Raw genomic sequence first — 13012 nt, 5'->3', positions numbered from 1 at the left:
CCTTTAAGGTAATCGAAATACATTACAGCACCTGCCCTTTGAGCATTTCAGCATATTCAAGATAGACCCGTGCGGATTTTTTATCCTCAACCTTTATATGATGCTTGCTGTCATAGGCGGCGGTATACTGGAAAAATCCCTTTTTATGGGTCAATAAACCGTTTTTTAAGGACTCCCGGGTAGAGGCTTTAAGCGCAAGCACATCGCCTGCGTTGACGCTCGTCAAAAATCGACAGCTATGCGAACCCATGCCCTGGGAGACTTCAATCATATTTTCTGCCATGTTTTCCTTTGGATAAATAAATATATCAAGACCGGCTGAGGTTTCGCCTGTGTTAAAAAGTATAACAGTCTCCTCCCCGCGGACCACGCCGTTCTGGTACCGGGGCGGATTGCCGGCTTTTTTTAACATTGAGGAGGCGCATACGGTGTACCCTGTGAGTTTATCTCCTTCCTGGAGCTGGATATCGGTGAAATAAATTTCACCGGTGCAATCGGCAATAAGAGGACGAATCGTCGCAGCCGTTATGCGTTTGTCCGATTTTAGCCTTATGATATCAGCAAAGCGGATAAAATTATTAATTTTCATAGATCTATCCATCCTCCGTCCATTGTATTTCTGAGACGTTTCCGATCCAGCCTGTTGCGATCTGGCCCGCCTGGAGCATAAAATCCGTAAACCATACATCCCCTGTGCAATCATGTATCAGAGGACGGATGGTAATACCCACGACCCTTTCAAAGCTTTTCGGGGATGCGTCCCTTACGACCAACTGAAATACTGCCACATCATAACCCCCTTAAAATAAGTCAATAAATCGGGTTTCCGTGCTCCCGTCGTCATATTCGAAAACGACCTCAATACCTACCTGCCCGTTTTCACCTTTTTTAAGATTATCCGAACCTATCTGCGCTGATAACGTAAAGCTTTTGCGTGATGCCGGAACCACCGTCTGCGCCATAGATTTAGTAACTCCCAAAGCTCCCGACGCTTTAAAAGAAGCCTCTCCTGTAACGCCGCTTTCTGTATCTATTTCAAAACCGCTGTTTTGCCAATATGCAAAGCCGTCGTCGGCACGGGAATTCCGAAGCAGGTTAAAAGGGACCATGTCTTTGATTTCCTGTCCCATAAGGCTTGACTGACCAAACTGATCGGCAGTCACATCGGATGATGAATCTCCCAATTCCCTAAGCTTAGTCGAAAGTTCGATTACCGTTTTCCAAGGCTCCTGCAGGTTATATGCCCGTCTTATCACCCGCGTCTTTACAGTCAGATCAAGGTCATTATCGTTCACAGTCACAATATCGCCTAAATCCCAATGTTCATGTTCATACCCTGTCAGAACGGACAGATCCATGGCCGTTAAAACATAAGAGAGCCTCGGCTTTGCATATTCCGCAAGGCGTAAATTGGCGTATTCGAGCATTTGGTACGGGTTGGTGAACGATGAGCAATCGAGAGTGGAAACTCTGACCTCATTTGAATAGGAATAGTCCTCCACATAATTTTTCCCACCGTTTATTGATGCAAATGTCATGCCGTCCTTGCCTACGGCATAAAGCCTCGTTACAAGGCTCCTGGTATCGACAACGCGCTTTATGCCGGTTAGATTTTTCCTGTATGAAAAAAGCGCGCCGCTGTCACTGCCGCTGAACGTCAAAAGATCAACGGTACGGCTATCGTTTCTAAAAACGAGATCGCCTCCGTGGATCTGTTGGACTTTTCGTAATATGGCAAGAGAGTTTTTCTCCTGACAGCTCCACGACCGAAGCGTTGAAACGTTTATCCTTCCGACTTTCCAGTCAGTGCCTTCAAGGGCGTACTCCATAGCCTCATTGGGTAAAGCCGCATTAAATTCCTTTTGTTCTTTCTCCTGCGAAAAGGTAAGGTCATAAAATGCCGCCTCAGCATAAACTGTTGTGACTACCCCGTCGATATCAGATCCTTTTTCATCAGTAAGAGTTCGCACCCGATAAATTTCACCCGCTATTTGGACCTGTTTTTCGTTGTCCAGCACCATACGCTTTGCATCCGAGTATGGCAGTTTAAATTCCAATGTGTCAGCCCCGTTGACCTCGCCTGTTACTACGACATCATAGGCGTTTTCAAGCACTACCTCCCAGGCGCCGGTTTTATCTAAAACCACTGGCCGAGCAAACCCAAGTTTTTTATAAGGGGCAATCGGGATATCGTTTAGCGAAATATCAAGGAGCTTCGGGGTATAGGATGGGTTGTTTGTAGACAAAGTCACACGGTACCTTATATATTTGCGGTTAGGCGATGCAAGCTCACCGTTTGAACCTACGGACTGCCATACCGACCAGTCGCCTAAGTCGTCCGATGTTGAAGTCTCAATAAGGCTTACCGATGTGACGCCCGCCGTATACTCGCTTGTTACGGATACCCGCCCGTTGCCCGAAAGGGAACATTCTGCGGCTATTGTCACAAGCTGCCCGCTTAGCGGATAATTGCCCGACGAATCTTTACGGAGAACGACTGCGCCCCGGACGGAAACGGCATCCACCTGCCCGGCGGTATCACCGCCATTTGCCATCATCGCCATTTTAAAATACCTGCCGAGATCCTCCACGGTCAGATCGGTGTCGGTTTCGAAAAACCAGTCGTCAAAACCCCCTGCGTAATAATAAGTATCTGCAAGCATTCCCATCACTATATCGGCAACGCATGATTGGTTCAAGGTGCCTGTCAACGTACGGACAGGTGCGTACCAAACCGTTCCGTCTGAACGGTTACATACTACCATTTGGGAAGTGCCGCTTTTGACGTTGATTATACCGCCTATAAAATACCAACCGTTATTTACGAGAGTAAACGGCGGCGTTTCGCTCGCATCAAGGACAAGCGTGCCTGCTGAGTTATAAAGCATCATGCGGGGCCTGCCCTGATAGAGGGATATATATATGAGGGGCTGTCCCGGACCCTGTCTTGTGTTAAAAATAGGGCTGTATGTCTGGCCGACGGAATAGGTTGTCGGGTTGATCCATCCGCCGACTGCTATTTTTTCACCAAGATGGGAGAAGAATGAGCCGTCGTTTTTCGCGGTTAAGTATGTTTTCTCCGATGTGGGATTATTTAAATTCTGCTTGAAATACCGCCCGTGCCTGCCGTTTACGAGAGAGGCGGTCGTTCCGCTCCAGCCTGAAATAGTAAAATGTCTGCCGTTTCCGGAGGAGTCGGCAAGGCGCAGCTCGCTGTCAGGCACGGTTTCGTTGAACCTCCAAATGGCAGAGGTTTTTGGTGTTACGGGAATTTCACCGGTAAAGTCGGTTTGCAGAGTCAGAATAGATTTTAACGCCATTTTGCCACCTCCTGTTCACCGTGTAATTTGGTATAAAATAAAATAGGCCCGTAAACTGCTGAAGCCTGTTCAAAGCTTACCTCCATCTGCTCTTTGCCTGGATGGATAGCTGCGAAAAGGTAGCGTCTTTTTCCGAAATTACAACTTCATTTGCACCTTTTCTAAACACGGGAAAACTCAATTCCAAAAGCAGAGGCAGGCCGTTTCTTAAAGTTTCGCCGGAATCGTCCACAACCTTGGCCGTCATAAGAGCACTGTCTATTATGAGGGTTTCATCGGCTCCAAGTGGGCCAGTGACCTTTAATTCAGCGCCGTTTATGGCAATAGAAACATAGGTTGAATTTCCCGAAGGGATATTCGCCTTAAGACGGTAGACAGGCAGAGAATCTGTGTTGCCCTTTACCCTTGTTAAAGTTGATTTGCCTGCAGCGGTTATATCGAAAGTTTCGTCTGCAATGGAATATCCGTAAGGATCAGGGCACACAAAGTTAAGGTCAAAGGCGCCAGCTGATAAAACGAGCCTTTCACAGTCCAAAGCGTCTGAAAGCCGGGCCATAAAATAGCGGTCAGGCACATCGTCTAAAATAAGTTGTCTTAAACCATTATCAGGGTTAAGCCATTCTGCGATGCCGTCGAGAACAGATACAAGGGAGGAGAATACAAGCCTTGGATATATGTTGCACTTTATAGTGATTATACGCTCCGCACCATCACTCCCGAAATCGGCTACTCCGGCTTTACCGGGTATCTGTAAAAACGAATTTCTAAGGTTTGGCACGGCAATCCATTTTTCAAGCCGCGCTTTCATCCCCATATCTTGAGATGGCGTTCCGTTAAAAATAAAACCCATAATTTAACCTCCCATTAAGCAGGATTGAATCTTCCCTGTGCTCTGGAACCTGTCTGCATCAGATTGTAGAGCTCTTGCGAGATTTTGCGGATATCGTCTTCGCTCCGGACTATCATCTGCTGTATGGTAATAAGGGAAGGCCAAGAGCTTGAGGCGGAGTTTGCCGCCCCAAAACCGTCGGCTTTGATTCCGGGAACGTCAAAAGCGGTTGGCACAGCGTTTTGCATATCCTCGCTGACCTGCGCCATAGTTTTTTCAAAACCGACACCTAAACCTTCAGCCATATTGTCTCCAAGGCCGGCAAAGAGGGCAGATGGAGAATGTATACCGAAAAAGCCCTTTATCTTGTCAACCACGCCGCCGAAGAAACCGCTGATTTTGTTCCAGAGCCAAGCTCCTGCGTCTGATATGCCCTGCCAAAGGCCTTTAATCAGATTACCGCCCACTTGGACAATCTGCCCTATGCTGCCGGTGAAGCCCTTAACAAGCGCCGAAATTATCTGGGGAACCGCTTTAACGATTTCTACTATGATTGCGGGCAGATTCTTTATAAGGGAAACAAAGAGTTCTATGCCGGCTTTGACAAGCTGCGGAATAGAGCCTATCACCGCTTTTATCAAAGAAGCGATGATCTGTGGTATTGCCGCGACGATAGTTGTGATAATGAGCGGCAAATTTTCCACAAGGGAAACAAGCAGTTTAATTCCGGCGTCAATAAGCTGCGGGATTGAACCGAGAATAGCTGTTACAAGGCCCTCTATAATTTGAGGTATAGCCTCAACGATTGCAGAAATAATCTCCGGCAGGGCCTGAACAAGAGACACTAAAAGCTGAATACCCGCGTCTATAATTTGGGGAATTGAGCCTATTATAAAGGCTATGATGCCGTTTATAATTGCCGGCAGAGCCGCTATTAATTGTGGCAGGGCATTTAAAAGCCCCTGCGCCAGACCGAGTATTAACTTTAGAGCTGCGTCAAGGAGCATGGGAAGATTATCAATTAGTCCCTGCACTATCGTCATTAACGCATTTACTGCCGCCGGCACCAGATTTGGCATGGCATCGGCAATGCCTTTAACAAGGGTAGTTATCACTTCAGCCGCGGCGCTTAAAACGGCAGGAAGGTTCTTTAATATTCCGTCTGTAAGTGCAAGCACAAGCTGCAGAGCCCCTTTAGTCAGTTCAGGCAAAGCTTTAACGATACCTTTTACAAGCGACATTACAAGGGTGGTCGCGGCATCTATTATGGATGAAAGGTTGCTCGTAATGCCGGATATAAGGGCGCTTATAAGGTCGGGGGCGATATCTGCGACAGTGCTTATAATTGCTTTTACCGTATCTATCAGACCGGGGAGTATTTTAGAGATAGAATCAACAATGCTTTTTGCGCCTTCCTTTATAGATTTTGCGGCATTTTCATTCCCGCTTAAAAGCTCGGAAAATCCGGTCGTAAGCTGTGTTAGCCCCGGCAGGAGCTGAGAGCTTATGGAGTCTTTAACGCCTGCAAAGGTTCTTTTCAATGTGTCCATAGAGTCAGTGAAATCCACCGACGCTTTTACGGCTTCATCATCTAAAATCATTCCAAGATCATGGGCCTTTTGTTTTAGCGCGTCTGTGCTTTCGGCCGTTGAATTTAAAAGGGGCATAAGTTCCTGCCCCTGTTTGCCGAACAGTTTAAGGGCGGCCGCGGTTTTTTCAGCCCCTGCTGGCATATTCTGCAATGCCTTGACTGTCATATCAAAAGCTTCCTCTGGGGATTTGCCTTTTATATCGTCAAAGGAGATGCCTATAGCTTTAAATGCTTTGACTGAACTGTCGCCATCTTCCGTAAGGCCCGCCATCGTTTTTTGAAGGGTTTTCATTCCGACCCCGAGACTATCTATGCTGCCCCCCGCTTGGGAAATAACATAATCCCACTCCTGGTACGCCTTTGCCGACATCCCGAGCCTTTGGGAATCCTTATCGACTCGATCGCCTGCCGCCGCCGTATCAGTTGCCATGTCATACAGTTTTTTTCCGGCAGCGACAGCGGCGGTCCCAATCGCAGTCATGGCGGCGCCGATGGCGATACCTACGCCTTTGACTACCGAGCCGAGCTTTTCAAATTTTCCCCCGGCGGCATCCGCGTCTTTTGAGGATTCGGTTATTTCCTTGCCGAAATCTTTAGCTTCTTTGCCGGCCTCATCAAATTCCTCTGCTCCTTCTTCGAGAGTTTTATTGTTATCGTTTAACTCCCGCTCCATCCCGTTTAATTCAGCCTTGGCATTGTTTAATTGTATTGCCCAGCTTTGCGTGCGCTTGTCGTTTTCTCCGAAATTTTCCGAGGCGTTTTTAAGGGCTGCCTCGAGGGTTTCGATTTTACTCTTTTGCGCATCTATGGCCTTGTTTAATACCTCGTTGCGCGCGGTTATTGCCTGAACGCTTTTGTCATTTTTATCGAACTCGGAGGAGACGAGTTTCATCTCAGATCCTAAAACCTTAAAGGATTGATTGATGTCGCGCAGGGCGCTTTTAAACTCTTTTTCCCCTTCAAGTCCTATTTTTAGTCCAAAATTGTCAGCCACGACATCACCTCCTAAATTAGGTCGCTTGGTATAATTTCATCGACAAAAAGCTCTCTTTTGGGTTTTGCCAATCTGAGGAACTGTCTGTGGCACTCCCACAGATCAAGTAAAAATCCTACCGGAGTAAGCCATGTCTCCTCCTCGGTGCGGTTTAAATGAACAGTTCCAAAATATAAAAGTCGGGTAAAGACTTCAGCGTCCGTTACCCGATTCATGCGTTTTTTGGTTCTTCTTCGCTTTCTATGTTCCTGGCGGTTCCCTTAAACATAGCTTCCGTAATCGCCGCCTTGTAGGTTGACAGCTCCAGCGGCGAGGTTAGCAGCTCAACTTCGTCCTCCGTCAAAAGCGCTTTTGGCTCCTCTTTGCTTTTAAGGTTGTAAATCAATATAGACTGATTGGCAAGGAGGGTTATAAGCCAGATTATTTCATCCAGTGCGAGCTCAAAATTTTCAGCCTTTAATAATTTCTCGCCAAGGTTTTCAAGTCCGCCGTAGCGTCTGGCTATTTCCTTGGTAGCCCGCGTTGTCAGGATCAGTTCGTACTCTGAACCGCCTATGCGGATTTTTGCACTTCTATCGCCATCCATAGAGATTTGCCTCCTTAATCCTGTGAGAATGTCGGCTCATATACGCTCGTATACCAACCGCTTATCACATTTTCACTGATATCGGTGTCGTCTTCGTCTACTTCGGCTTTCCAGGGATGCAGGTTATCATTTCCGTCCGCCGCTTTATTTCTCCTTAGCACCGTTCCTTCAATGGTCGGGGTAGAAAAAGTGATGCTGTCGCCCTTTGTAGCAAGATTAGTGCTTGGAACACCGAATTTTACCCTGTAGAGCCAAAAGTAACGGTAGCGGCCGTTTGCTTTCTTAGCCCTAAATCCTATGGCGACAGGTGCTCCGCCATCCTCCGAAGCGGAGATCAACACGCCGTTTTCATCAACCTTAGAACCCGTCAGCGCCGCCGCCACACTTCTTCCTATGCTGTCCACTCCGAGGGTCAGCTTTCCGCTTTTAAATTCTTTTACAACTTCCGCCGCACCATCGTCGGCGTATAGAGTGGCCTCCGCCAATTCAACCGAAAGCTCTGCGCTTATGGCTTTTGCAAGCATCATAGGGGTCCCGTAGGTCTCAGCACCTGTCAAAGGCTCTTCGGTTATAGGGGCGTAGTAAAGTTTGTCAAGTCCGATTGTAGCCATATTTATTCCTCCAATTCATAAAATTTTGCCACGTCTATGGCAAAGTGATGATAGCCGCTGTCATCCTCGTGGCCGATATAGCGGCGGTCCGTAATTGTGAAGCCTGCATTTAAAAGGATGCCTATGAGCCTTTGCTTTATTTGCTGGTAATTGCCTTTTGAAAAAAGTGAGATCCGCACCTCCGAAACATCTATAGCCGGTTCATTGTCGCAAAAGAGCGCAAATTCGTCGGTCATAGGCGTTAAAACAAGATACTCGTCCGGAGGAACACCACTAAAAACGCCCGTTTCAACAGGAAGGACGGGCGCCAAGATCGTATTTAATTCGGTCAGTATGCTCATATATCATTGACCTCCGATTCGAATCTCATTTTCATGGCTTCAATGGCGGCGTTTTTACTTGAAGTCTTAGCTGGTTTTAAAAACGGCTTTGCCGGTTGCCCATGTCTGCCGTATTCTAATATATTTGCAATCTTGGCATTGGAATCCCCGTCGCTTCTCGGCTCTTTAAAGCCAATCTTGATATCCCAGCCCGTACCGTCCCGCTTTTGCATGGCAGGGGAAAGGCCCAGGGATCTTTCAAGTTCTCCCGTCGAGCGGCTTTCTCTTTTTGTGTCTTTGCCAATCACGGAGGAAAGATTGCTTTTAACTTTGGCAAGCACCACTTCGCCGCCCGTTTCAAGCACTTTTTGTATTATCTCGTCAGTCTTTTCGTTAAGGCGAGAGAGACGCATTTCAAATTCATCAGGTAGTTTGAATTCAACCTTAGCCATTATTTTACGCTCCCTTCAAACTTTTCGCAGACACATTCCACATACATACCGCGGCCGCGCACATCCTCGGATGAAATAACGCGGTACCTGCCGGCGGAGCAGGTTATGATATGCGCCGCGCTAACGTCAACTCCGGGTATTTTGCGAAAACGAAATAATGCCGATGCTTCGGAAAATACGGCCATATTTGCCCAACGCTCGGAACCGTGCTTATCTTCCTTGTAGGCCCTGGTGGAAGCAAGAACAACTTCGCCAGTCCCGGCAAAGCCTTCCGGGTCCTTAATGGGAGACGTGGCCACAATATCTATAAAGGTATTCATTTTTCCAAAACTCATATTTACACCTTCCAGTCCCGGTCAAGCCGGAGCAGCAAATTCACAGTGCTCCAGACCTGCTGACCCGCCTGTACGTTATCAGAGTAAAAACCTGCCGTCGAGCCATCCCGGCTTTCATAGAAATGGCTCGACAGCATGATTACAGCCTGTTCAGTGGTAGGCGGCATTATGTTTTCTTTGTAATATCCCTGAGCGATATGCTGGTAGCTTTCCGCATAGGAGACGGCAGCCCCTATATATTGCGAAAGCAGGTTGTCGTCCTCGCCATGGGTGAGAATGAGGTTTGCCTTTACTTTTGGAAGAAGATCGTTAGTTGACATAGCTGCCGCCTCCTTTTAATCATTCTCCGTCTTTGGCCATTATCCCGGCTGCCTTTAGTTTGGCAAGCAGTAAGTTAAAATCTGCGGCAAGGCCTCCCGCGTCCTCGGCTGTACTTTCCGCTTGATTTTCCGCAACAGGGATCTCCGGATAGGCAGGGACATAGAGAATATTGTCTTCGCCTATTTTGGCCGGGACGGTATCGGTTTTTGTTTTTTCAGCCGCCTTTATGCCGCCGAGGGCGTTTGCGGCAGCAGGCAAAAGGGGATCAGCGGACAGCCCCGTTACGGAGGCTCCGGGGAGAACTTCCAGAGTACCGCCGATAGTCCATTTTTCGCCGCCTTGTTCCATATGGTTTTTCGTGTTATATCCCACAGTTTTGACCTCCTTACGCTTTTTGCTGGAGAACCTTTATAGCCTCCGGTAGAATTAATTTTCCGTCAACCCGCTGAGTCGCCATAAATCCAACCTGACCGGTGGTGGCAAAGAGCTCGTTTAATCTTTTAAAAGATCTGCCTTGCCTGTCCGCAATCCAGTAGTACCCGAAATCCCCGAAGGCCATGGATTTTGCGCCTGCCGCTATTGTCGGAACGAAAGAGGAAGTATAAACGGGGCGGTTCAGGATAGTATCGGGCGTGCCTGCTGTCAGCGAGGGCTGCCACAAATATTGGCCCTGTCCGTCTTTTAACTTCCTGATTGCCTTTACTGTGGAATCGTTCATAACAAATACCGCTTTTTTGCGGTAAGGAGATTTAAGCGAATAGAAAAGATCCATGACTTCGTCTATTGTAATGGCAGTTGAACTGGCAGCTGTGACCCCGATCTGCGCACCGCCGGTTGCGGCAAATATCCCTGTGGGTTTACCCGAACCGTCGCCAATAAAGAAAGCCTCTTCTTCCTTAGAACCTATTCTTCTGGCAAACTCGGTGCTTATATAGTTTTGAAGGTCGAATACCGAATCGTTTAAAAGCTCATCGGAAACCTTTATGAAGGTGCCGAGTTTATACGCCCCGATGGAGGTCTGGCCGAATGCTTCATCGCTTTCGGGGTAAAGTTCCTCTTCATCGAGCCATGAAGCCGAACCATGGGTTGTAACTACGGGTATTTTGCGGTCCCCGCTTGACGTTTGGATGATTTTAGCAAGGCTCCTGAAAATGTTCTCCTCCTCAAGGGCCTGTACGAGGGTACGCTCAAACTCATCGGGTACGAGAAAACCGCCTTCACTGTCAGTGCCGACTTGAAGAGCGTTTTGCAGATCATAATGCATATTTTTATTGCGCATCGCATTCCAAAAGGCTCTTTTATATTCATCTGAAGCCCTTCCTGTTTTCATATCTGAGCCGGGAAGTGAAGGCTTCCCTGTAAGAGGGGCGTTAAGAGGCTTTGACATTTCGCGGTCCAGGGCCTCCTGTCTTTCAAGTCTGTCTATTTCTTTTCCGAGTGCTACGACATCAGCCTCCATTTTCTCATAGGTGGCGGTGTCATCGGCGGAAACAATTCCGTCCGTGCCGCGTTTACTGTCAAGAAAGGCCTTTGCCGCCTCCCATGCCTTCGCACGTTTTTCACGCAGTTCAAGAATTTTATTCATATTGATATCCTCCTAAATTTTAGTGTGAAATTAAAGAAAGCCGCTTTTCAAGCGACTCAATGGGTGTACCTTTGTTCTGTTTAGGTATCTTGGGCTTGACCTTATTTAGCAGCGAGTTCGTTACCGCTCTGCGGCTGAAAGCATAAGTTACACCGTCCGGTTGTACTCTCTTTTTCTCATCCTCCAAAGTTCCATCGGCAAACCCTAATTCAATTGCTTTGTTGGCGTTTAACCATGTTTCCGCATCCATGAGGTGAGATAGTTTCGCGCGGGATTGCCCCGTCTTGATTTCATAAGCATTGATGATGCTTTCTTTGACCTCGTCAAGCATGGCGATTGCTTTTTGCATTTCCTCACTGTCACCTATAGCAACCGTCAGTGGATTGTGCACCATCATAAGTGCAGTGGGGGCCATTAACACTTCTGTTCCCGCCATAGCGACGACGCTTGCCGCCGAGGCCGCAATGCCGTCGATCTTGACCGTTACTTTGCCTTTGTAATCTATGAGCATTGCGTAAATCTGGCTTGCCGCGATACAGTCTCCGCCGGGCGAATTAAGCCATATTACGATATCGCCATCTCCGGCATTTAATTCAGCTTTAAAAGCTTTCGGCGTGATATCATCGTCAAACCATGATTCTTCTGCTATTACGCCGTCAATATAAAGAGTGCGCATTCCGGTTTCCTCATCTTTTGCCCATCTCCAAAATTTGCGTGAAGCAGCCGAAGTTGTATTGCCTTGTGTAGGTTTAGACAGTTCTGCTTGCTGTGGTAGTTTCATCTGAAATTTCCTCCTTTCTTGCTTTGTTAGCCGTAGAGCCAGTTTGTTTTGAAAACGCCCCGGCATCCTGTAGTTTTGTCATCGCCCCGTTCACGAGATAAAGGTCGCCGCCGAGTTCAGCCGGAATCCTGTTAAGGTTCTCAAGTTCCCTAATATCATTTGCACTCATCCAGCCGTTTTGTCTTGCGGTTGCATATCCGTTCATGCGGCTTGCATAATCACCTCGAAGAAGGCCGTCTACATTAAATTTAATAAAGACTATAGGTTTCTCGCTCTCCGAAAGCAAAGAACGGCACATGGACTGTTCCCACCGGACCACCCATGGGTCAAGCGTATATTTCACAAACTCAAGACTCTGCTGCTCGATGTTGCTGAAGCTTGATTTCTCGAGGTCTGCCAGCATATGGGGAGGCACCCTAAAAATACGGGCTATCTCATTAATCTGAAACTTCCTTGTTTCAAGAAATTGAGCCTGTTCCGGAGATATGCCGATGGGCTGGTACTTCATTCCTTCCTCTAAAACTGCCACGCGATGGGAGTTTTGCGACCCTTGGTATGCAGCGTTCCAGCTTTCTTTTACCTTTTGCGGGTCCTTGATAGTTCCGGGATGCTCGAGAACGCCCCCTGGAGCGGCGCCGTTTGCGAAAAATTTAGCTCCGTATTCTTCGGTGGCAATGGCAAGCCCCACTGCGTTTTTAGCCATAGCAATAGGGGAATAGCCAATAAGCCCGTCAAAACCAAGGCCCGGGATATGCAAAACATCGGAAGGCGCAAGGTATATCTGGCTGTCACTGCCAAGGGTAGGCACATCCTCGCTTGATCTGGAATAAAGATAAAAAAGCCGCCCTTTACTATCCCGGTCAACCGTCATTTTATTTGGCATGAGGGGATAGAGAGCTATCACTTCACCCCGCGCATTTCTAATTATCTGTGCGTATGCATTTCCCCATAATAAAAGATGACTCATCAGCGTTTCACGAAACGCGAAGGAAGTCATCTCTGGGTTCGGCTCATCATGGATTAATTTATAGAGCGGATGATTAAGGTATTTTTCTTTTCCGCCCGAATCGTTATATCTGTATACATGAAGCGGTAGTCCGGCTAATGTTTCAGACAGTATTCTCACGCATGAATATACTGCTGTCATTTGCATAGCTGTGTATTCGTTTACTGCTTTTCCTGCAGATGTTGCTCCAAATAGGAAACTGTAGCGGCCGCCGCCAATAGCATCCTTAGGCTTATCACGAGCCTTGAAGATTCCATGCAAAAATCCCATAATATCAACCT

General features: G+C 47.5%; 16 protein-coding genes. All 16 read right to left on the bottom strand.

Features of this window, described 5'->3' with window-relative positions; translation table 11 throughout:
• Positions 1-22: 22 nt before the first annotated feature.
• A complete protein-coding gene (locus GX364_07260) occupies positions 23-589 on the bottom strand; it encodes a hypothetical protein (protein ID NLI70644.1) in 567 nt (188 codons plus the stop codon).
• A 4-nt stretch (positions 590-593) separates the two neighbouring features.
• A complete protein-coding gene (locus GX364_07255) occupies positions 594-788 on the bottom strand; it encodes a hypothetical protein (GenBank protein NLI70643.1) in 195 nt (64 codons plus the stop codon).
• Between the two features lie 12 nt (positions 789-800).
• A complete protein-coding gene (locus GX364_07250; GenBank protein NLI70642.1) occupies positions 801-3320 on the bottom strand; it encodes a hypothetical protein in 2520 nt (839 codons plus the stop codon).
• Positions 3321-3396: 76 nt separating this feature from the next.
• Positions 3397-4170, bottom strand: coding sequence for a phage tail family protein (locus GX364_07245; GenBank protein ID NLI70641.1), 774 nt, complete (start codon positions 4168-4170; stop codon positions 3397-3399).
• A 14-nt stretch (positions 4171-4184) separates the two neighbouring features.
• Positions 4185-6734, bottom strand: coding sequence for a phage tail protein (locus tag GX364_07240; protein NLI70640.1), 2550 nt, complete (start codon positions 6732-6734; stop codon positions 4185-4187).
• Positions 6735-6745: 11 nt separating this feature from the next.
• Positions 6746-6949, bottom strand: coding sequence for a hypothetical protein (locus GX364_07235; protein ID NLI70639.1), 204 nt, complete (start codon positions 6947-6949; stop codon positions 6746-6748).
• Complete coding sequence (locus tag GX364_07230) at positions 6946-7320, bottom strand: hypothetical protein (GenBank protein NLI70638.1); 375 nt, start codon at positions 7318-7320, stop codon at positions 6946-6948. The genes GX364_07235 and GX364_07230 overlap by 4 nt, the downstream gene beginning before the upstream one ends.
• 14 nt (positions 7321-7334) lie before the next feature.
• On the bottom strand, positions 7335-7931 hold the full coding sequence (locus GX364_07225; protein ID NLI70637.1) for a phage tail protein: 597 nt from the start codon (positions 7929-7931) through the stop codon (positions 7335-7337).
• A 2-nt stretch (positions 7932-7933) separates the two neighbouring features.
• Positions 7934-8272, bottom strand: coding sequence for a hypothetical protein (locus tag GX364_07220; protein ID NLI70636.1), 339 nt, complete (start codon positions 8270-8272; stop codon positions 7934-7936).
• Positions 8269-8703 carry an HK97 gp10 family phage protein gene (locus tag GX364_07215; protein NLI70635.1) on the bottom strand — a complete coding sequence of 145 codons (435 nt, stop codon included), beginning with the start codon at positions 8701-8703 and terminating at the stop codon, positions 8269-8271. The genes GX364_07220 and GX364_07215 overlap by 4 nt, the downstream gene beginning before the upstream one ends.
• Positions 8703-9038 carry a head-tail adaptor protein gene (locus GX364_07210; GenBank protein NLI70634.1) on the bottom strand — a complete coding sequence of 112 codons (336 nt, stop codon included), beginning with the start codon at positions 9036-9038 and terminating at the stop codon, positions 8703-8705. The genes GX364_07215 and GX364_07210 overlap by 1 nt, the downstream gene beginning before the upstream one ends.
• A gap of 2 nt (positions 9039-9040) precedes the next feature.
• Positions 9041-9358, bottom strand: coding sequence for a phage gp6-like head-tail connector protein (locus tag GX364_07205; GenBank protein NLI70633.1), 318 nt, complete (start codon positions 9356-9358; stop codon positions 9041-9043).
• Between the two features lie 19 nt (positions 9359-9377).
• Positions 9378-9731, bottom strand: coding sequence for a hypothetical protein (locus GX364_07200; protein ID NLI70632.1), 354 nt, complete (start codon positions 9729-9731; stop codon positions 9378-9380).
• 13 nt (positions 9732-9744) lie between these two features.
• Positions 9745-10944 carry a phage major capsid protein gene (locus GX364_07195; protein ID NLI70631.1) on the bottom strand — a complete coding sequence of 400 codons (1200 nt, stop codon included), beginning with the start codon at positions 10942-10944 and terminating at the stop codon, positions 9745-9747.
• 19 nt (positions 10945-10963) lie between these two features.
• The gene (locus GX364_07190; protein ID NLI70630.1) at positions 10964-11725 is read right to left on the bottom strand and encodes a Clp protease ClpP; all 762 of its coding nucleotides are present in this window, start codon (positions 11723-11725) and stop codon (positions 10964-10966) included.
• A complete protein-coding gene (locus tag GX364_07185) occupies positions 11694-13001 on the bottom strand; it encodes a phage portal protein (protein ID NLI70629.1) in 1308 nt (435 codons plus the stop codon). Before GX364_07185 ends, GX364_07190 begins: the two co-directional genes overlap by 32 nt.
• Positions 13002-13012: the final 11 nt, after the last annotated feature.

It is taken from the genome of Bacillota bacterium (assembly GCA_012518215.1).
In the GTDB taxonomy this organism is placed as follows: domain Bacteria; phylum Bacillota; class Dethiobacteria; order DTU022; family PWGO01; genus JAAYSV01.
Note: the sequence above shows the minus strand (reverse complement) of the source record. Positions and strands in the feature narration are given on the sequence as shown.

Coding starts and splice junctions, on each gene's coding strand:
- GX364_07185 (NLI70629.1), bottom strand. CDS start 13,001: ATGGGATTTTTGCATGGAATCTTCAAGGCTCGTGATAAGCCTAAGGAT.
- GX364_07195 (NLI70631.1), bottom strand. CDS start 10,944: ATGAATAAAATTCTTGAACTGCGTGAAAAACGTGCGAAGGCATGGGAG.
- GX364_07190 (NLI70630.1), bottom strand. CDS start 11,725: ATGAAACTACCACAGCAAGCAGAACTGTCTAAACCTACACAAGGCAAT.
- GX364_07245 (NLI70641.1), bottom strand. CDS start 4,170: ATGGGTTTTATTTTTAACGGAACGCCATCTCAAGATATGGGGATGAAA.
- GX364_07235 (NLI70639.1), bottom strand. CDS start 6,949: ATGAATCGGGTAACGGACGCTGAAGTCTTTACCCGACTTTTATATTTT.
- GX364_07250 (NLI70642.1), bottom strand. CDS start 3,320: ATGGCGTTAAAATCTATTCTGACTCTGCAAACCGACTTTACCGGTGAA.
- GX364_07210 (NLI70634.1), bottom strand. CDS start 9,038: ATGAGTTTTGGAAAAATGAATACCTTTATAGATATTGTGGCCACGTCT.
- GX364_07260 (NLI70644.1), bottom strand. CDS start 589: ATGAAAATTAATAATTTTATCCGCTTTGCTGATATCATAAGGCTAAAA.
- GX364_07205 (NLI70633.1), bottom strand. CDS start 9,358: ATGTCAACTAACGATCTTCTTCCAAAAGTAAAGGCAAACCTCATTCTC.
- GX364_07225 (NLI70637.1), bottom strand. CDS start 7,931: ATGGCTACAATCGGACTTGACAAACTTTACTACGCCCCTATAACCGAA.
- GX364_07215 (NLI70635.1), bottom strand. CDS start 8,703: ATGGCTAAGGTTGAATTCAAACTACCTGATGAATTTGAAATGCGTCTC.
- GX364_07220 (NLI70636.1), bottom strand. CDS start 8,272: ATGAGCATACTGACCGAATTAAATACGATCTTGGCGCCCGTCCTTCCT.
- GX364_07230 (NLI70638.1), bottom strand. CDS start 7,320: ATGGATGGCGATAGAAGTGCAAAAATCCGCATAGGCGGTTCAGAGTAC.